This window comes from Methylobacterium planeticum (assembly GCF_008806345.1).
GTDB classification, from domain to species: Bacteria; Pseudomonadota; Alphaproteobacteria; order Rhizobiales; family Beijerinckiaceae; genus Methylobacterium; species Methylobacterium planeticum.
The window spans coordinates 1-18568 of sequence record NZ_VZZJ01000017.1; the positions used below are offsets into that span (position 1 = coordinate 1).

The 18568-nt window shown below is 69.2% G+C and carries 18 protein-coding genes; 10 read left to right on the forward strand and 8 right to left on the reverse strand.

Annotated elements, in window-relative coordinates; translation table 11 throughout:
* Positions 1-150: 150 nt before the first annotated feature.
* The 3 genes from F6X51_RS18040 to F6X51_RS18050 all read right to left on the reverse strand — a co-directional run bounded on the left by F6X51_RS18040 (position 151) and on the right by F6X51_RS18050 (position 1701).
* A complete protein-coding gene (locus F6X51_RS18040) occupies positions 151-387 on the reverse strand; it encodes a hypothetical protein (protein WP_150965070.1) in 237 nt (78 codons plus the stop codon).
* A 352-nt stretch (positions 388-739) separates the two neighbouring features.
* Complete coding sequence (locus F6X51_RS18045; protein ID WP_150965071.1) at positions 740-1372, reverse strand: hypothetical protein; 633 nt, start codon at positions 1370-1372, stop codon at positions 740-742.
* Positions 1373-1389: 17 nt separating this feature from the next.
* Entirely contained in the window at positions 1390-1701 is a 312-nt protein-coding gene (locus F6X51_RS18050; RefSeq protein ID WP_150965072.1) for a hypothetical protein, read from the reverse strand.
* Positions 1702-1969: 268 nt separating this feature from the next.
* On the opposite strand from F6X51_RS18050, the gene F6X51_RS18055 reads away from it, so the two are divergent.
* Positions 1970-2206 carry a hypothetical protein gene (locus F6X51_RS18055; RefSeq protein ID WP_150965073.1) on the forward strand — a complete coding sequence of 79 codons (237 nt, stop codon included), beginning with the start codon at positions 1970-1972 and terminating at the stop codon, positions 2204-2206.
* A gap of 204 nt (positions 2207-2410) precedes the next feature.
* Here F6X51_RS18055 and F6X51_RS18060 read toward each other — a convergent pair whose 3' ends face one another.
* Positions 2411-3013, reverse strand: coding sequence for a TetR/AcrR family transcriptional regulator (locus tag F6X51_RS18060; protein ID WP_150965074.1), 603 nt, complete (start codon positions 3011-3013; stop codon positions 2411-2413).
* A 167-nt stretch (positions 3014-3180) separates the two neighbouring features.
* Between F6X51_RS18060 and F6X51_RS18065 the strand changes: the two genes are divergently transcribed.
* From F6X51_RS18065 to F6X51_RS18075, 3 genes are all read left to right on the forward strand, one after another.
* Positions 3181-3924 (forward strand): SDR family NAD(P)-dependent oxidoreductase, encoded by a 744-nt coding sequence (locus tag F6X51_RS18065; RefSeq protein WP_246696876.1) that lies wholly within the window; start codon positions 3181-3183, stop codon positions 3922-3924.
* On the forward strand, positions 3921-5252 hold the full coding sequence (locus F6X51_RS18070; protein WP_150965075.1) for an SCP2 sterol-binding domain-containing protein: 1332 nt from the start codon (positions 3921-3923) through the stop codon (positions 5250-5252). Before F6X51_RS18065 ends, F6X51_RS18070 begins: the two co-directional genes overlap by 4 nt.
* 281 nt (positions 5253-5533) lie before the next feature.
* A complete protein-coding gene (locus tag F6X51_RS18075) occupies positions 5534-5833 on the forward strand; it encodes a hypothetical protein (RefSeq protein WP_150965076.1) in 300 nt (99 codons plus the stop codon).
* A 698-nt stretch (positions 5834-6531) separates the two neighbouring features.
* Here F6X51_RS18075 and F6X51_RS18080 read toward each other — a convergent pair.
* Positions 6532-6966 carry a DUF6691 family protein gene (locus tag F6X51_RS18080; RefSeq protein ID WP_407658615.1) on the reverse strand — a complete coding sequence of 145 codons (435 nt, stop codon included), beginning with the start codon at positions 6964-6966 and terminating at the stop codon, positions 6532-6534.
* An 8-nt stretch (positions 6967-6974) separates the two neighbouring features.
* Positions 6975-7421, reverse strand: coding sequence for a YeeE/YedE family protein (locus F6X51_RS18085; protein ID WP_281407650.1), 447 nt, complete (start codon positions 7419-7421; stop codon positions 6975-6977).
* 261 nt (positions 7422-7682) lie between these two features.
* On the opposite strand from F6X51_RS18085, the gene F6X51_RS18090 reads away from it, so the two are divergent.
* From F6X51_RS18090 to F6X51_RS18105, 4 genes are all read left to right on the forward strand, one after another.
* On the forward strand, positions 7683-7889 hold the full coding sequence (locus F6X51_RS18090; RefSeq protein ID WP_150965079.1) for a hypothetical protein: 207 nt from the start codon (positions 7683-7685) through the stop codon (positions 7887-7889).
* A gap of 31 nt (positions 7890-7920) precedes the next feature.
* On the forward strand, positions 7921-8760 hold the full coding sequence (gene cysE / locus F6X51_RS18095; protein WP_150965080.1) for a serine O-acetyltransferase: 840 nt from the start codon (positions 7921-7923) through the stop codon (positions 8758-8760).
* Between the two features lie 429 nt (positions 8761-9189).
* A complete protein-coding gene (locus F6X51_RS28925; RefSeq protein ID WP_150965081.1) occupies positions 9190-10581 on the forward strand; it encodes a family 2B encapsulin nanocompartment shell protein in 1392 nt (463 codons plus the stop codon).
* The gene (locus tag F6X51_RS18105; RefSeq protein WP_150965082.1) at positions 10568-12583 is read left to right on the forward strand and encodes a family 2A encapsulin nanocompartment cargo protein cysteine desulfurase; all 2016 of its coding nucleotides are present in this window, start codon (positions 10568-10570) and stop codon (positions 12581-12583) included. Before F6X51_RS28925 ends, F6X51_RS18105 begins: the two co-directional genes overlap by 14 nt.
* 93 nt (positions 12584-12676) lie before the next feature.
* On the opposite strand, the gene F6X51_RS18110 is transcribed toward F6X51_RS18105, so the two are convergent.
* The gene (locus tag F6X51_RS18110; RefSeq protein WP_150965083.1) at positions 12677-14095 is read right to left on the reverse strand and encodes an LLM class flavin-dependent oxidoreductase; all 1419 of its coding nucleotides are present in this window, start codon (positions 14093-14095) and stop codon (positions 12677-12679) included.
* Between the two features lie 359 nt (positions 14096-14454).
* On the opposite strand from F6X51_RS18110, the gene F6X51_RS18115 reads away from it, so the two are divergent.
* The gene (locus F6X51_RS18115; RefSeq protein WP_150965084.1) at positions 14455-15678 is read left to right on the forward strand and encodes an acyl-CoA dehydrogenase family protein; all 1224 of its coding nucleotides are present in this window, start codon (positions 14455-14457) and stop codon (positions 15676-15678) included.
* A gap of 82 nt (positions 15679-15760) precedes the next feature.
* Positions 15761-17122, forward strand: a complete 1362-nt coding sequence (locus F6X51_RS18120) for an LLM class flavin-dependent oxidoreductase (RefSeq protein WP_150965085.1) — start codon at positions 15761-15763, stop codon at positions 17120-17122.
* A 32-nt stretch (positions 17123-17154) separates the two neighbouring features.
* On the opposite strand, the gene F6X51_RS18125 is transcribed toward F6X51_RS18120, so the two are convergent.
* Positions 17155-18495, reverse strand: a complete 1341-nt coding sequence (locus F6X51_RS18125) for an LLM class flavin-dependent oxidoreductase (protein WP_150965086.1) — start codon at positions 18493-18495, stop codon at positions 17155-17157.
* Between the last annotated feature and the right edge of the window lie 73 nt (positions 18496-18568).

Genomic DNA, 18568 nt, shown 5'->3' on the forward strand with positions numbered 1-18568 from the left:
CCATCGTCCACCTCTGCTGCGGACAGCGTCCGCTAACGAGGTGTCTCGCTCAACCGTAGAGCGCAGGAACCGTCACCATCCCGATGGCAAGCTGTGCAGTCGGGGGACCGCCCGATCAGCCTGAATCGGTCTCGACTCTTTTGCCGCGCATCACTCGGCCGGGTCGTTCTCCTCATTCGCGATCCTCGCCGCTAGCACAGATGCGCGACCCTCAAGGCGCGCGACCTTGTGGCCGAGCTGGCGCAGGGCTTGCTCGTTCGCGTCCAGCCGTTGCTCGATGACAAACATACGCCGCGAGAGCCGCTCTTCCATCGCCCTCAGTTCGGCATGGAGGCTGGCCTCCAAAGACCGGGTGTTGGTCAGAAAGTTGCGGAGCAAGGTCAGCATCGGTGTGAGCCTACACCTCCGCATCATTTCAGCGAACCGGCGTCGGCCCTCGTCGCGCCGCTCGCACCTCGGGACTGAGCTGACCGGCTGGGTTCGAACCGGGCTGATTGAGAGGATCAGCCAGGACCAGAGGAGCCGAGCGCGAACCCAGAGCTGCAGACTGCCAGCAAGAAGGGCGGTCGCGCCGCCATCACGATCACCGGAACCGGCCATCATCCCGGACCGGACACCGCCATCACCTTGCGCTGGAAACCTCCATCACCTTCGACCGGAACCCATCGTCACCATCGGGCGGAACACGCACGTCTGGACACGACATGCCCCCTCGTTCGGATCGGCCCGAGCGGGGCGATCAAGGCGCATTCGGGCAGCGCGCCCGACATCTCCGAGCGGACCCCCCTGCTGCTTCCATGAGGCGAAGGTCGCGCGCCATGGCGTCGCCGGGGTGGGTGGCGAGCACCTCGCTGTTCAGGGCCTCGGCGCGCGTGAGGTCCGTTTCCTGAGAGGTCGACCAGCGCACGTTGACCTTGGCAGCTAGGGTCCGAGCCAGTCCGATCTGTGCATGGGCAAGGCGCGGATCGAGGCGCAGGGACTGCTCGAAGAGATCCTGAGCCTCCGCCAGCTGCTGCTGCGTGATCGGGCGGTTGCGCACCGACCAGCCGCGCATCGCGATGTCGCTCGCATCAAGGTTCTCGGACCGCTCCTTCTGAGCGCGCCGGCTTTCCGCTTCCGTTAGTTCGAGGTCGAGGGTGCGGGCGAGGCGCGCAATCAGCTCGTCCTGCAGTTCCGCGAAGGTGTTGCGGTCGCTCTCGAAGCGATCGGACCAGATCTGCGCGCCGCTCGTTGCATCGGCCAGTTGTGAATTGACGCGGATGCGCTCGCCCGCCCGGCGGACGCTGCCGGTCAGGACGTAGCGCACACCGAGATCGCGTCCGGCCTGCCGCAGACGGAGCGGTAGGCTCGGACGCCGCAGCGCGTCGACCAAAGGCGCGCTCCCGGCACTCAGCTCGGGAGAGGCGCCATGAACGGCCTCGTTGCGTCGGTCGCCGCCGTATCAGCCGTGTCTGCCTCGTCCCTGTTCCTGAAGCGGATGCGCAGACAGCCCGGGAGGTCGTCGGGACCTGGATGCTTGCGCCGGTCGTCGCTCACCAGGATGGCGCTCGAACCGGCATGTATGGCGCCAACCCAAGCGGCAGACTGGTGCTCGGCAGCGACGGCCGCGACGCGCTGATCGTCCTTCGCGATGACCTGCGGCAGAAGCCAACGGAAGCGCCGCGGGTCATCCTCGCATTGCTCCATCGCAACGCTGACCATGCAGATCTCACGGTTCAACATACCCGACCTTGTCAAGAGCGTACGCCGGAGCCAAGGCGGCTCGGCGGCAGACAGGCCGGCGCTGTAACTGTGTCCTGGCCTCGGATAAGGGTCCGGTCGCCAGGGTCAGAAGCGATGGGTCCTCAGGGCCGTCGGTTCGAAGGGCAGTGGTCCGGCAGAGGCGACATCTTGGAGCGCCGCCACAGGAGGATGCTGTGAGAGACGGGATCGAGCAGACGAACGGACAGACCACGCCGGCAGCTCGTCTATGAGCACGTTTCACCTGCACCGCGGCTGGCGCGAGCCGAACGGCCTGATCACCCATCACGTTACGTCGGTGAAAGTTATCAAGGCTGCCAGTGCCTCCGAGGCCGTGAGTGCCGCCTTGGCCGAGGGTGATTTCCTGACCACCGACGACATCAACTTGGTTTGGCTCACCGGTGCGGATGGCGCCATGGTCTGGTCGCTTCGGCTCGACGACGACGAGATCGTGCCGAGCCCCTGAGATCCAGGGTCGGCTCAGGAGCGCAGTGCCGTTCGTTGGCTGACCTTGTGGAGCTGCCCGGCTCGCGGAAGCGCACGTGTGGCTCGCGCTCGTGATGGTCCGGTGCCACTGCAGACGGACCAGAGGCCACAGCGCTCCATCGTCTTCATCTGGCGGCTCGAGCAAAGCGCATTGTCGGCGCCGATCTGCGGCCAGTGCCCCGCCCTATGACGTCCTGGAAGGACGCGGAACCAGAGGGAAGTTTTCCATCTCTGAGACGGCTGCGAGAACCTCGCCCGAGAGTGCGCCTGGTCCGACGCCGCGCGCGATGACGACAGCTCCCACCATCGCGGCTAGACGCCGGATTGCCGCCCGACGGCTTGTGGTCACGTCTGATCCGGCGGGTGCCGATCTGACGTAGCGCTCGATGATGTCTTCGGTCCCACGCGAGAATGCAGAGGATACAACCGCGGAACTGCGGCCCGCATCGGCTCCCAACGCCGCCACCGGACAACCGAAGCCCGCATGGGTGACGTGCTCGGGCGACAGGTACTCGTCAACATAGGCGTCGAGTGCTGCCTGTGTCCCGTTCTCCTCACGACGCCGGTCGAAGCGTTCCACATGGCTGGCAAACGCCGCGTCCAACGCCGCAGTGACAAGCTCATCCTTGGACTGGAAGTGCTTGTAGAAGCCACCGTGCGTCATTCCGGCCGCTGCCATCACGTCGGCAATGCTGGTCGCCTCGATCCCACGCTCCCGCAGCAGGCGTGAAGCGACTTCGATGATGCGGACCTTGCTGGCGGCTGCGGCCTCTTTGGACATGCGCATCTCAACTCTCCTCGCCAGGTGCCAGTTGACATTTAGATGATCGGTGACATCCTAGCAAATGGATGTCGATCGACATCTTAGATTGGCGGGTTGGCCCTATGCCACATTCCAGGGCGCGCTTCGGAACACGTCCAAGACTCTGCGATCGGTACGGTCCGGCGGCCCTCGTGACCGGCGCTTCCGACGGCATCGGACGCGCCTTCGCCCGACGCCTCGCGGAAGCCGGCTTCGATCTTATCCTGGTGGCTCGCCGGGAAGTGGCGCTGGCCGAACTCGCGCACGAGCTTCGCAGCCACCACGCGATCGATGGTCAGGTGCTCGCAGCCGATCTCTCCGACGGTGAACAGGTGAGGCGCGTGGCGAAGGCGACAGCCGGCCACGACGTTGGCTTGCTCATCGCCGCGGCCGGGTACGGCACGTCCGGACCGTTCATCGACGGCGATCTTGAGGCGGAGTTGAGCATGATCGACGTCAATTGCCGCGCGCTGGCGCAGTTGACACACACCTTCGCGCGGCGGTTCGTCGAGCGCGGGCGCGGCGGCATCGTCCTGATGAGTTCGCTCGTCGCGTTTCAAGGCGTTCCTCGGGCAGCCAATTATGCCGCGACGAAGGCCTATGTGCAGACCCTGGCGGAGGGCCTGCACGCCGAGTTGCGATCGCATGGTGTCGATGTCCTAGCTTCGGCACCCGGCCCGGTCCTGAGCGGCTTTGGACAGCGCGCCGCGATGCGGATCACCTCTGGCCAGACCCCAGACGACGTTGCGGTCGGGAGCCTGCATGCGCTCGGACGACGGACGACGGTTCGCCCGGGCTTTCTCGCCAAGGCGCTGGAGACCGGCCTCAAGCCGCTGCCGCGTCCCGGTCGGGTACTCATGATGGGCAAGGTCATGGCCGGGATGACGGCGCGATGACCGCGCTCGCGCCGCAGGTGCCGACCGTCCGTCTCAACGTCACCGCTGATCAGGGCGGCGTCCCAAGGCTGCGCAGCAGCGAACTTCTGGCGCTCGCACAGGTGTGCGGCGCCGACGATTGCGGGCTCGTGTCGATCGAGGACCCGGCACTGCAGGAGGATGCGCCGTTCGTCACGAAAGCGTTTCCGGCTACCCGCACCCTGCTCGCCTTGGTCGGGCGCATGCACCGTGAGCCGGTCCGCTCACCGGCTCGTTCGATCGCCAACCTGGAGTTCCATGCCTCGGGTCACGAGCTTGACGAGGTCGCCCGTCGGATCGTGCGTCGGCTGGAGGATGCCGGCATTCGCGCGCTCAATCCGGCCATGGCCTTCCCGATGGAGATGGACGACTTTCCCCAGCGTGCCTGGGTCGTCTCACACAAGCGCGTGGCGGAGGCCGCGGGCCTGGGCCGGATGGGCATTCACAGGAGCCTGATCCATCCACGCTTCGGCTCGTTCGTGCTGCTGAACACGCTGCTTGTCGCGGCTGAGGTCGATGAGGTCGGGGCGCCGCTGGACTACAATCCCTGCCTCTCGTGCAAATTGTGCGTGGCAGCCTGCCCGGTCGGCGCTCTAAAGCCCGATGGCTATTTCGATTTTTCGGCCTGCCTGAATCACAATTATCAGCAGTTCATGGGCGGCTTCGTCAATTTCGTCGAGGACGTCGCGGAGAGCCGCTCGGCGGCGGACTACCGCGCGAAGCACAGCTATGCGGAGACGGTGACGCGCTGGCAGAGCCTTTCTTACGGCCCGAACTACAACGCAGCCTACTGCATCGCCGTCTGTCCGGCGGGCGAGGATGTGATCGGGCCTTATCGCGCCGACAAGGCCCAGCATCTTCGCGCCATCGTTGACCCGCTCAAGAACAAGACCGAACCGGTCTACGTTGTGCGAGGCAGCGACGCGGCCGACCACGTGGCGCGCCGCTTTCCGCATAAGCGCATCCGCTTCGTGCGCCAGAGCGCCCACGCGTCCTCGGTCAAAGGATTTCTGGTCGGCATGCCGCTGTCATTCCAGCCGGGCAAGGCGGGCGACCTGTCGGCAGTGTACCACTTCGCATTTACAGGCCGTGAGGCGGCACAAGCGACAGTCGTGATCCGCAACCAACGGATCGCGGTTTCCGATGGTTACGTCGATAGACCGGACCTGCGCATCACCATTGATGGTTCGAAATGGGTGCGGTTCCTCAACCGGGAGGTCAGCCTCGTCCGCCTGCTGACCACCGGTAGCCTGCGCCTCTGGGGATCGCCGCGGCTGCTTGCTGCCTTCGGTCGATGCTTCCCCTCATGAGACGGAAGGCGGTCAGGAAGCTGGTCCATGAGAGTTCGCCCTGACAGACCGACCCCAACATCGCGAGACGCTCTGTCGAGGAAACGACCGGATATCATTGGCGAATGCGCCTCAGGACCGCCGCTACCATCAAGACGGTATCGAGGGGAATAGACCTGCCACGCGATCACGGCGTGCGCGCCCTTTGCGGCGTCACCCATCCCACGCCATCCCGAGAAAAGTTCGGAACACATCCCATCGCATCGTGTTGGCCCCCCAACGCAACAGCGAAGGAGAAACCGATGCGTAAGCTCGCTCTCATCTCCGCCGTGACGCTTTCCTTAGGGGCTCTCGGCGCAACGGGCGCACAGGCGCAAGGCTATGGCTACGGTGGTGGCTATGGCGGCTACCGTGATGGTGGCTACGGCCGAGGATACGATCGGGGCTACGGGCATGATCGGGGCTACGACCGCCGTGGGCGTCGTGGCCTGTCGACCGGCGCGGCGGTCGGGCTCGGCATTGCCGGCGTCGCCGCAGGGGCCGCAGCAGCCGGCGCCTATGATCGGGGCTACGGCCCGGGCTATTACGGTCGCGGCTACTAAGCCATCACCCACGGGTTGAGTTCAAAGGCCCTGCCACGCATGCCGTGGCGGGGCTTTTCGCGGTCTCGGTCCGCTATAGCACCGCCTGTGGAGTGGTGATCACGAGCCCGCAGAGGCTCAGCAATTGCCTTCTCCCGGCCACAATGCCGCATCTCCATCAAGCTGTCGTTTAGTAAGCCTCAAGCAAATGGCATACTGAGCCGCAGATTCAGGAGACGCGAATGCTCCTCGTTCGAGCAATTCTACCCAGCGTCATGGCGCTGTGTGGACTCGTTGCTACAGCTATGGCGCTCGGCGGTGGTCCGATCGAGATACAGATTGAGCGAGCCCTTGAGACGGCTCTGTCAGCGACCTGCCTCCAGCCTGTTGCGGCGGCCGAGGGTGAGGATTCGCGCTGGGTCGATCCTCCACGCCGCTCCTCGGAACCACGGCGCCTTGAGGCCACCGCTACGGATGGTTCGGGAGACGACGAGGAATATGGTCTTCGCTTGGGCCGCGAGTGATCAGCCTCGCCGCGATTGCGTCTGCGACTGCATCCGCCGCGGCGACCAGCGCTGCGTCGGCCACGGGGCATAGCGGGCTGTGACGCCCGGCAGGCGGTGACCCGGGAGCCCCGCGATCGTCAGCTGCGAGGTGCCACTCGATGCGGCTGCGGTCCATCGCCGGCGTCGAGGCCTTCACGCGGCCGGCAGCGTCCGTCAGGTAGAGATCGCAGAGCTCCGCGCCGAAGAACCAAGGAGGCCGTGGGCCGCCATGCCGGCGAGCATCGCGGCCACGAAGGCGAGGACCGGGATCGCGCCGGTCGAGAGCGCCGCGACGGCGGGACCGGGACAGAAGCCGGCGAGCCCCCAGCCGATGCCGAACAGGGCCGCGCCGAGGAGGAGCGGCGGATCGATCCGCCGCGTCCGCGGCAGGTCGAAGCCCGTATCGAGCACCGGACGGGCGAGCCGTCGCGACAGCGCGTAGCCGAGTCCGGAGATCGTGACGGCGCCGCCGAGCACGAAGACGAGGCTCGGGTCCCAGGCGCCCGTCACGTCGAGGAAGCCGCGCACCCGCGCGGGATCGAGCATCCCCGAGAGGGCCAGGCCGAACCCGAAGACGAGTCCGGCGGCCAGCGCCGCGAGCGTGCGCAACGCGGGCCTCACGACAGCACCCGGACGGCGGCGACCGTCAACATCCCGGTCCCGACGAAGACAAGCACCGCGGCGAGTGAGCGCGGCGAGAGCCGGGCGAGGCCGCAGACGCCGTGGCCGGAGGTGCAGCCCGAACCGAGCCGGGTCCCGAAGCCGACGAGAATCCCCGCGAGGATCAGAACCGGCAGGCCGGCCTCGATCCGCATCGCCGGCCAGTGGCCGGACAGCCGCATGAAGAGTGGCGGCCCCAGGATCAGGCCGAGGATGAAGGCGAGGTCGGCCAGCCAGCGCCCGCCGAGGGGCCGGGCGAGGTTCGCCACCAAGCCGCTGACGCCCGCGACACGGCCGTTCAGGAGAATGAGCATCGCGGCGGAGAGGCCGATCAGCAGACCGCCCGCGAGCGGTGAAGGGTCGGTGCTCATGGGTGGGTCCTGCGTCGTTGAGCGGGGCGCCACGCGGGCCGCCCCCTGCTCGGGATAGTGTGGGATCTGACGGGAGACAAGGCTTGCAAAACCGCGACTTCTCCATAAATATTCATACAGCACAAGGACTTAGCAAATAACATGCTCTCAGGCGATGGTTTCGCGACCGGATTGTTCTCTCAGCGTCGCGGCCACTCGGAAGAGTTTTCCCGCCCCCCCGGACCCACCCGGATCGAGCATGCCTCATCACAGGATCGGACCAACGCGATCCGTCGGCACACGGAGGACGACAGCATGGCTTCAGTGACAATGACGGCCGGAGATCAAGTGGTGTTCGACCGCCTCGACCTCGCTGAGGCCCTCGGGATTTGGCGCAATGCGCGGGGCCGGATCGTCGGTATCCATGGCCAGGGCGGCCGCGCGGCCACCGTCGACGTGAAGTTCGACGGCCACGAGACCCTGCAGGGCTACCTCCCGGACCTGTTCCGGCGGGTGCATTGATGCCGGGCCTCGCGCGGCCGGAGAAATCCGAATGACGACGAGTGCGGTCATCCAGCCGCCGCTGCGCGCGACGAGCCGAAGCACCGCGGAGGCGGAGGTCTGGGCGGAGTTGCGCGCCGAGGCGGAGGCGGCCCTGATCGAGGAGCCGCTCTACGCCGGCATCATCCAGGCGACGATCCTGGACCAGCGCAACCTCGCCCAGGCCTTCGCCTACCGCCTGGCGCACCGGCTCGGCGACGGCGACCTCGCGCGGCTCTCGATGCGCGACCTCTGCCTCGCGGCCTTCGAGGCCGACCCGCATGCGGGGGCGCACGCGGTCGCCGACCTCGTCGCCATCCGCGAGCGCGACCCGACCTGCCGCCGCTACCTCGACCCGTTCCTGTTCTACAAGGGGCTCGCCGCGCTCGAGGGCTACCGGGTCGCGCATTGGCTCTGGCATCAGGGCCGGGCGACGCTCGCCCTCCATGTCCAGAGCCGGATCTCCGAGGTTTTCGGCTGCGACATCCACCCGGCTGCCAGGATCGGCTCGGGCGTCTTCATCGACCATGCCACCGGCGTCGTCATCGGCGAGACGACGGTGATCGCCGACGACGTGTCGATCCTGCAATCGGTCACGCTCGGGGGCAACGGCAAGGAGAGCGGCGACCGTCATCCCAAGATCGAGCGCGGCGTGCTCCTGAGCGTCGGCGCGAAGGTGCTCGGCAACATCCGGGTCGGCGAGGGCGCCAAGGTCGCGGCCGCCGCGGTGGTGCTGCACGAGGTGCCGCCCCACACCACCGTCGCGGGAGTGCCGGCACGGGTGGTGTCCAGAATCCCCCGGGACGAGGAGCCGGCGCTCAGCATGGATCAGTTCTTCGGCGACGGCATCTGAACCGACGTCAAGGCAGAGAAAACCCTCCCCCGCAAAAACGATCGAGTTTCCCTGCCAAAGCCGCGGGCCCTTGGATAAATTTTCTAGTGAGCGACGAGTACATGGGACGATAACCTGCAATCATTCCCCCCTGAGCGATAACGTACCACCGTCTGGCGATATTTTAGAAGATCATTTTATTGACCGACTCGCAGCGGCGAGGCTAGAGGGAATCATCCTCGGGTTAAAGTCGCTCCGGCGGCAGCCGAGTTGAGGATAAAGGCGCGTTCTGATCGGTGCGCCCCAGTACATCGCAGCCTCGACGCAGTCCCTCGACTGTGTTGAGCGTGAGCCCTTGCGTGACAACACTTGGCGGTACGTTCGAACCGGCGGGGCCCAGGGCCCGTCCGCGGCCGCCCCCCTGTGCCTTCGAGACGGAGACGAGAGACGATGAGCGGACCGGGTTTGAGCGTGAGCGCTTCAGCTGCACGCAATCTAGCGACGGCGACCGTGACATCGGTCCAGAACGCCGCCAACACGCCGCGCTTCCTGCTGCGCCTCCTGCCCTTCGTGGACGTGCCGGGCGGCGTCTACCGGGTCAACCGCCGCGCGGTGGTGCTGGCCAAGCCCGGCCGCATCGACATCGCGAGCGAGGAGGGCGGCCGCGTGATCCGGTCGGGGTCCCTGCGGGCCGTGCCGCTGTTCAGCCGGTTCGGCGATGCCGAGCTGTCGGCCCTCGCGGGTCGGTTCAAGGAGAGCCGGCATCAGGCCGGCGAGGTCATCAGCGAGGAGGGATCGGCCGGCCGCAGCCTCACGATCGTCGCCGACGGCACCGTCGAGCTGACCCTGTCGGGCCCCTACAAGGGCCGCCTGCGCCAGGGGCTCGCCACCCGCGGCGACTATTACGGTGACGGCGATCTCCTCGGCGAGGCCGGACCGGCGCCGGCCGTGAAGGCCCTCTCGGCGGTGACCCTGCTCACCCTCGATCGCGCGGCGATCGAGGACGAGGCGATCGGCGCCAAGATCGCCCAGTACAAGGAGGAGCGCGACCGTCTCAAGGGCCACACGAATTCGTACGGCGAGCAGGGCATCGAGCTGCTGGCGGTGCATGCGGGCGAGCCGCGCCTGCCCACCACCTTCGTCGATTACGAGATCGATCCGCGCGAGTACCACCTCTCGACGATCCAGACGATCCTCAACACGCATACCCGGGTCACCGACCTCTACTCGAACGAGATCGATCAGCTGCGCGAGCAGATCCGCCTCACCGTCGACGCGGTGAAGGAGCGCGAGGAGTGGGAGCTTCTCAACAATTCCGAGTTCGGCCTCCTGCACGAGGCCGGCCCGCGCCAGCGCATCCCGACCCGCGGCGGCCCGCCGACCCCGGACGACCTCGACGAGCTGCTGACGCTGGTGTGGAAGAAGCCGGCCTTCTTCGTGGCTCATCCCCGCGCCATCGCGGCCTTCGGCCGGGAGGCGACACGCCGCGGCGTGCCGCCGGTGGTGGTGCACCTATTCGGCGCCCCCTTCATCACCTGGCGCGGCGTGCCCCTGGTGCCGAGCGACAAGCTGTCGATCGATACCGATCCGGTTACGGGTGCGCAGACCACCTCGATCCTGCTCCTGCGCGTCGGCGAGGGCGAGCAGGGCGTGGTGGGCCTGCAGAAGTCCGGCGTGAGCGGCGAGATCGAGCCCGGCCTGTCGGTGCGCTACATGGGCACCAACGATCACTCCATCGCCTCGCACCTCGTGACCCGCTACTTCTCGGCCGCCGTCCTGGTCGAGGACGCGATCGCCCGCCTCGATAACGTGCTGCTCGGCAATTATCATGACTACGCCTGAGGCGTTCCCGACCGGCATCCCTTCGGGGGTCGCGGGCGAGCGCGCCCACGCGGATCTCGTCGGGCGCCTCGCCCGCGAGATCTACGGGCAGGGGCAGGCCGCAAGCCAGCCCTTCACCCCGGCGCTGCCCTCGGGGCCGCAAGCCCCGCAGGGCTTCGAGGGGCTGCCGCAGGGACCCGGCGGCGCGCCGCTGCCGAGCGCCTCCGTGGGGCTCCCCGGGGCGCCGGCCGGGGGGCAGCCCTCCGGCCTGCAGCCCGATGCCTCCGCGCTGGCGGCCCGCTCGTTCGGGGCGCCGCCGGCGGGCCTGCCCGGCCTGTTCGGACCGACGCTCCCGAACCTTGCCCCCGCGAGCCCGGCCTTCCTCGACGTCGCCGCGATCCCGCCGGTCCACCCGGCGAGCCCGCGGTCGGGCCTGCCGGACTTCTCGCTCCCGGGGGCTCCCACCTCCCTGCCGAGCGCGCCGGCTCTCGCCGCCGCGCTCCCCGGCGGGCCGGAGCTGTACCGCCAGATCGCGGCGGACCACCCGCGCGCGAACGCCTTCGCGCATGCGCTCAGCCCCCATCTGGTGCCGGCCGACCCGTCGAGGGCGGGCGTCGACGAGGCGCAGGAGCATTTCGGGCGGACCGGCCGCCTCTCGCGGGCGCCCGAGGCGCCGACCTCCGACTACTACTTCCTGAATCTCGGCCCCGGGCCGGCCCGCAAGGCGCCGGCAAGCCCCCGGGTCGAGCCCTCCCGCCACCGGGGCCCGGCGCCCCGCGTGACCTCCCACGGCGCGAGCCCGGTCGCGGCGCCCTTCGACGTGGAGCATGTCCGCAGGGATTTCCCGGCACTCCACCAGAGCGTGAACGGCCACCCGCTGGTCTGGCTCGACAACGCGGCGACGACGCACAAGCCGAAGGCCGTGATCGACGCCACGTCTGAGTTCTACGCCCGCCACAACTCGAACATCCACCGGGCCGCCCACACCCTGGCGGCGCGCTCCACCGACCTGTTCGAGGGCGGACGCGAGGCGGTGCGCCGCTTCCTCAACGCGCCCTCCAAGGACGACATCGTCTTCCTGCGCGGGACCACGGAGGCGATCAACCTCGTCGCCAATTCCTACGGGCGGGCGAATATCGGGCCGGGCGACGAGATCATTCTCTCGACGATCGAGCATCACGCCAACATCGTGCCCTGGCAGCTGCTCGCCCAGGCCACCGGCGCGACGATCCGGGTGATCCCCGTCAACGACCGGGGCGAGATCATCTTCGAGCAATACGCGGCCCTGCTCTCGGGCCGGACCAAGATCGTCTCGGTGACGCACGTGGCCAACGCGCTCGGCACCGTGAACCCCGTGCGGGAGATCATCGCGCTCGCCCACGCCTACGGCGTGCCGGTGCTGGTCGATGCGGCACAATCCTCGCCGCACATGCCCCTCGACGTACAGGCGCTCGACGCCGACTTCCTGGTCTTCTCCGGCCACAAGGTGTTCGGGCCGACCGGCATCGGCGCGCTCTACGGCAAGGCGCACCTGCTCGAGGCGATGCCGCCCTGGCAGGGGGGCGGCCACATGATCCACGACGTTACCTTCACGAAGACCGTCTACAAGGGCGCGCCGGAGAAGTTCGAGGCCGGCACGCCCGACATCGCGGGCGCGGTGGGACTCGGCGCGGCGCTCGACTACCTCGAGAGCGTCGGTCTCCCGGCGATCGCCGCCTACGAGCACGACCTGCTCGACTACGCGCAAGGCGGCCTCGCCGAGGTGAGGGGCCTGCGCCTGATCGGCACGGCCCGCGAGAAGGCCAGCGTGATGTCCTTCGTGATCGAGGGCCAGGAGAACGAGGCGGTGGCCCATCATCTCGACGCGCACGGCATCGCGGTGCGCTCGGGCCACCATTGCGCCCTGCCGGCCCTGCGCCGCTTCGGCGTGGACCAGTCGGTGCGCGCCTCGCTCGCCTTCTACAACACCCGCGAGGATGTCGACGTCTTCCTCAAGGTGCTGCACGCCCTGCCGCGCCGCTGAAGCCCCGCTGGGGGACGGCCGCACGGCGCGCCGCCCTCCGGAGGCCCCGCGCCAGGTCGGTCCGCCCTCGATCGAGGCCCCCGGAACAGGGCCTCAGCCGGTGGCCCGGAGAGCGGCGGGGCCCCCCGCCGGCCGGAGTCTCCCCGGATCGCGGAACCGCGCGCCCGGATGGCTGTCCTTCAGGCGAGGGCCGGCACCGGGGAAGAGCTTCTCGCGCAGGGTCCCCTCCCGGTAGCGCTCCTTGAAGGCGCCGCGCGACTGCAACTCCGGAACCACGAGATCGACGAAGGCCTCCAGGGTCTCCGGCGCGACGACCCGCGTCAGGTTGAACCCGTCGACGTCGCTCGCCTCGGCCCAGGACAGCAATTCGTCGGCGACCTCCGAGGGCGAGCCGACGATGAAGGGCGCGCGTGCCCCGCGGGGCCCGAACTCCGCGAAATCCGCCAAGGTGAAGGGCCGCTCGCCCGGCACCGTCAGGTTCTCGACGAGCGACTGCATCGCGTTCGTCCGGACATAGGCCAGCGCCTCCTCGGGATCGAGCTGCGACAGGTCGATCCCGGTCCAGCCCGAGACCAGGGCGAGTTGCCCCTCCACGTCGAGATAGCGCGCGTACTCGTCGCGCAGGTCGAGCGCCTCGGCCCGGGTCGGCGCCACGATCACGGTGGCGCCGAGGAACATCAGGATGTCGTTGGGATCGCGCCCGCTTTCCCGCGCGCCCTCGCGGATGCTGCGCACCGAGCGTGCGGCGATCGCCTTGGTGTGGCCGTTCAGGAAGATGCTCTCGGCGTGGCGCGCCGCGAACAGGCGCCCGCGCGACGAGGTGCCGGCCTGGTAGAGCACGGGCGTGCGCTGGGGCGAGGGCTCGCTCAGATGCTGGCCGTCGACGCGGTAATAGGGCCCCTCGTGCAGGACGCGGTGCACCTTGGCGGGATCCGCGAAGAGGCCGCGCGCGCGGTCACGCAGGACCGCGTCGTCCTGCCAGCTGCCCTCCCAGAGCTTGTAGGCCGCTTCGAGGAAATCCTCGCCCGCCTCGTAGCGGGTGTCGTGGGCGCGGGCGCCCGCGAGTCCCATGCCCTTGGCGCCGCTCTCGAGGTAGCCGGTGACGACGTTCCAGCCGACCCGGCCGCCCGTGAGGTGGTCGAGGGTCGAGACCCGGCGCGCGAATGCGTAGGGATGCTCGTAGGTGAGGTTGGCGGTGATCCCGAAGCCGAGATGCTCCGTGGCCTGCGCCATCGCCGGCACCACCAGGAAGGGGTCGGCGTTCGGCGCCTGCGCGGCCCGCGCGACGGCCGCGTCGCTGTTGCCGCCGTAGACGTCGTAGACGCCGAGAACGTCGGCGAGGAAGACCCCGTCGAACAGGCCGCGCTCGGCGGTGCGGGCGAGGGACACCCAGTAATCGAGCCGATTGTAATCCGAACCGGTGTCGCGCGGATGGCGCCACAGGCCGGCCCAGGTATGGCCCGGCGCGGCCATCTGGAAGGCGTTCAACCTCAATTCGCGCTGTCGGGTCATGGGAGGCTCTCGGCTGGTGCGCGTTCGGGCCGAAGCGACGCGGCGGCTGGAGGCCGGGTGCGCTCGCGGGTCCGGGCACGTCGCAGGCGGCGTGCGCGCTCAAACTCAGGATGAGGCCGGAAGACTAGTCCCGGATCCCGACCGGTCAACGAGAATGATCTTTCTCCACCTGCTTCCTCAGCAGAAGGAACGTTCATCCCGCGCAAACCCAATGGGTTCAGCTTCTAAAGTCGCGCATCTTGATTTGGTTCGACTATGAATCGACTTGTGGATGGCGGCAAAATCGATGATTCCTCGCCGCCGTGGAGGCGCAGGCAGGCCCCCGTCAGGGCTCCGGGTCACAGGATCGGATCAGCAGCATGTCACAGACCCAAGCGGGATGGGGTGCCGGGGCGAGCCCACGCTACGAGGATCTGGCCGCGCGCTTCCGCCCGGTCTTCGCGCGCGTTCGCGCCACCGCGGTCGAGCGCGACCGCGCGCATCGGCTGCCGCACGCGGAGATCGACTGGCTGAAGGAGACCGGCTTCACTGCCCTCCGGCTCGGGCAGGACCAGGGCGGGTCCGATGCGAGCCTGCCCGAACTCTTCAACCTCCTGATCGAGCTGTCCGCGGCCGATTCGAACGTCACCAACGCGCTCCGCGCCCATTTCGGCTTCACCGAGGACACCCTCTGCTCGCCCTCGCCGGACTGGCGGGCGCGATGGCTCGGCCGGATCGGCGACCGGCAGACCGTCGGCAGCGGCGTCTCGGAGACGGGCGAGGCGAAGGTGGGGCAGTTCGACACCGTGCTGCACCGCCGCGGCGCGGACTGGCTCCTCGGTGGCACCAAGTTCTACACCACGGGCTCGCTCTTCGCCGACTGGATCCACGTCTCGGCCCAGGACGAGGCGGGCGAGCCGGTCGTCGCGCTGGTGCCGCGGCGCGCCAAGGGCGTCGCGGTGCTGGACGATTGGGACGGGTTCGGGCAGGCCCTCACCGCGAGTGGAACCGCGCGCTTCGCCGATGTCCACCTGCCCGCCGAGCTGATCAACCCGACGCCCGAGCGCTTCCCCTACGCGATGGCGTTCTTCCAGCTCGTCCACCTCGCGACGCTCGCGGGCATCGGGCGGGCCGCCTCCGACGATGTGGCACGCCTCGTCTCCGAGCGGACGCGGGTCTACAGCCACGGCAATGCCGGCCGGACCCGGGACGACCCGCAGATCCTCCAGGTGGTCGGGCATGTGCGCGGGGCGGCCTACGCAGCGGGCGCCGTCGTGCTCAAGGCGGCCGAGGCCCTGCAGCGCAGCCACGACGCCCGCCGGGCCGGCCGCAACGAGGAGGCCGACGCGGCGGCCTCCCTGGCGGATGTCGAGGTCAACCAGGGGGTGACGGTGGTGACGAGCCTCATCCTCGACGCCACCACGACCCTGTTCGATGCCCTCGGGGCGTCGGCCGTGAAGGAGGGGCTCGGGCTCGACCGCTACTGGCGCAACGCCCGGACGATCGCCTCCCACAATCCGCGCATCTACCGGGAGCGGACGGTCGGCGCCTTCGCGGTCAACGGCGCCGCGCCGCCCCGGCAATATCGGGTGGGCTCCGCCTGAGGGGCGGCATCCGGCCCCGGGCCCGCATCAGCCTCCAACCCGCCGGATCCCGCAGGACCGGCCCGATCGCGAAGGATCGATCATGGCGCGTCGTTCGGAGACCCTGCATCTCGGGGCCTTCCTGTACCCGGGCGGTCACCACGTCGCGGCGTGGCGCCACCCCGCGTCGCAGGCCGATGCCGGCACCAACGCGGCGCATTACCGGCAGCTCGCCCGGGCGGCGGAGGCGGCGAAGTTCGACCTCCTCTTCCTCGCCGACGGGGTCAGCATCCGGGGCGACGACATCGATGCGCTGAGCCGCACGGCGATCCGCTACGTCGGGCAGTTCGAGCCCCTGACGCTGCTCTCGCACCTCTCCGCCGTGACGGAGCGCATCGGCCTCGTCGCCACGGCCTCGACCACCTACAACGAGCCCTTCCACGTCGCGCGCAAGTTCGCCTCCCTCGACCATCTCAGCGGCGGCCGGGCGGGGTGGAACCTCGTGACCTCCGCCGACCCGCGCGAGGCCTACAATTTCGGCCGCGACAGCCATCTCGCCCACGCCCGGCGCTACGGCCGCGCCGAGGAATTCGTGGACGTCGTCACCGGCCTCTGGGACAGCTTCGAGGACGAGGCCTTCGTGCGCGACGCCGCGGAGGGACGCTTCTTCGATCCGGACAAGCTGCACCTGCTCGGGCACGAGGGCGAGCATTTCTCGGTGCGCGGCCCGCTCAACGTGCCGCGCCCGCCCCAGGGGCACCCGGTCATCGTGCAGGCCGGATCGTCGGAGGCCGGCAAGGCGCTCGCGGCACGCACCGCCGAGATCGTCTTCACCGCGCAGGCGACGCTCGCGGATGCGCAGGCCTTCTACGCGGATCTGAAGGGCCGGATGGCCCGGCACGGCCGCGCGCCGGACGAGCTCAAGATCATGCCCGGCGCCTTCCCGGTGGTCGGCCGGACCGAAACCGAGGCGCAGGACAAGTACGGGCAGCTTCAGGACCTGATCCATCCCGTCGTCGGCCGCTCGCTGCTGGAGCAGCTCAGCGGCGCCGATCTCTCGGCCTATCCGGACGATGCGCCGGTGCCGGACCTGCCGGAGACGAATGGCGGCAAGAGCCGGCAGGACCTCCTCCTCAGGCTGGCCCGCCGCGAGGGCCTGACGATCCGCGACCTCTATCTCAGGATCGCGGGCGCGCGCGGTCACTGGACCCTCGTCGGGACGCCGGTCCAGATCGCCGACGCGCTGGAGGAGAGCTTCGAGGCCTATGGGGCGGACGGGTTCAACATCATGCCCCCGACGCTCCCGGGCGGGCTCGAGGATTTCACGAGCCTCGTCATCCCGGAGCTGCAGCGGCGCGGCCTGTTCCGGACCGCCTATGCGGGCTCCACCCTGCGCGAGCACCTCGGCCTGGCGCGGCCGCCCCATCGGAAGCCCGCACAGTCCGGGCGCGTCGCAGCCGAATAGGGGGCCGCGCCCACGGCTCCCCCGTGCCCCCGTCAGGCCGAGAGGGATTCGGGCCCGGGTTGCGCGTTGCGGCTCGGCGGCCGGTCCAGGCCGAGATGCTCGCGCAGGGTGGAGCCCGCATACGCGGTCCGGAACAGGCCGCGCCGCTGCAGGATCGGCACCACCGCGTCCACGAAGGTCTCGAGGCCCTCCGGCAGCACGTCGGGCATCAGGTTGAAGCCGTCGGCGGCGCCGGCCCGGAACCAGGCCTCGATATCGTCCGCAACGGCGTCGGGCGTCCCCACGACGATGCGATGGCCGACCCCGCCGCCGAGCGCCCGCAGCAGCTCGCGCACCGTGAGGTTGTCGCGGCGCGCGAGCGCGACGGTGCCCTGGAACATGGTCTGGTTGGCATTGGCGGGCAGCGGCAGCGGGTCCGGCAGGGGCTTGTCGAGCGCGAGTCGCTCCGGCGCGATCTGAAGCGTCCCCGCCAGGCGCGCGAGGCTGTATTCCAGCGGCACGAGCTCCCACAGCTCATCCTGCCGGCGGCGCGCTTCCGCCTCCGTGCTGCCGATCACCGTGGCGAGGCCCGGCAGGATCACGATCGAGCCCGGCGCGCGGCCGAGGCTGGCGGCACGGGCGCGCAGGTCGCGTGCGTAGGCGACGCCGTCCGCGATCGTCTGCGACAGGGTGAAGACGGCATCCGCGGTCGCGGCCGCGAGATCGCGGCCGTCGTTCGAGCCGCCGGCCTGCACCGTGACGGGACGGCCCTGCGGCGGGCGCGGCACGTTCAAGGGTCCCTCCACCGCGTAATGGGCGCCGCGATGGCGGATGGGATGCACCTTCGTGGTGTCGACGAAGCGCCCCGTCTCCTTGTCGCCCACGAAGGCATCGTCCTCCCAGCTGTCCCAGAGGGCATGGACGATGTCGACGAATTCCCGGGCGCGCTCGTAGCGCGCCCCGTGCTCGAGCACGGAGGCCAGCCCGAAATTGCAGCTCGCGGCGGCATCCGCCGTGGTCACGACGTTCCAGCCGGCGCGGCCGCCGCTGGCATGATCCAGGGTGGCGAAGCGTCGGGCGAGATTGTAGGGCTCGTTGTAGGTCGTCGAGGCCGTCGCGATCAGGCCGATATGCGTGGTGGCGGCGGCGACGCTCGCCAGCACGATCGTCGGCTCGAGGGACAGGAACGGCCGGTAGTCGATCCGGTCCGACACGGAGGGCGTGTCCGCGAGGAAGATCGCGTCGAGCTTGCCCCGCTCCGCGATGCGGGCGACCCGGACGTAGTGGCCGACATCCATGAAGGCGTCGGGCCGGCTGGCCGGGAGGCGCCAGGCCGATGGATAGACGCCGGAATGCAGCAGATTGACGTTGAGGTGGAGTCGTCTCGCGCTCATCGAAAGGCTCGTCTGGCGTTTGAAGGGTGAGAGGCCGGCGGGGCCGGCACGGCCCGCCGTCGGGGGAGAGGAT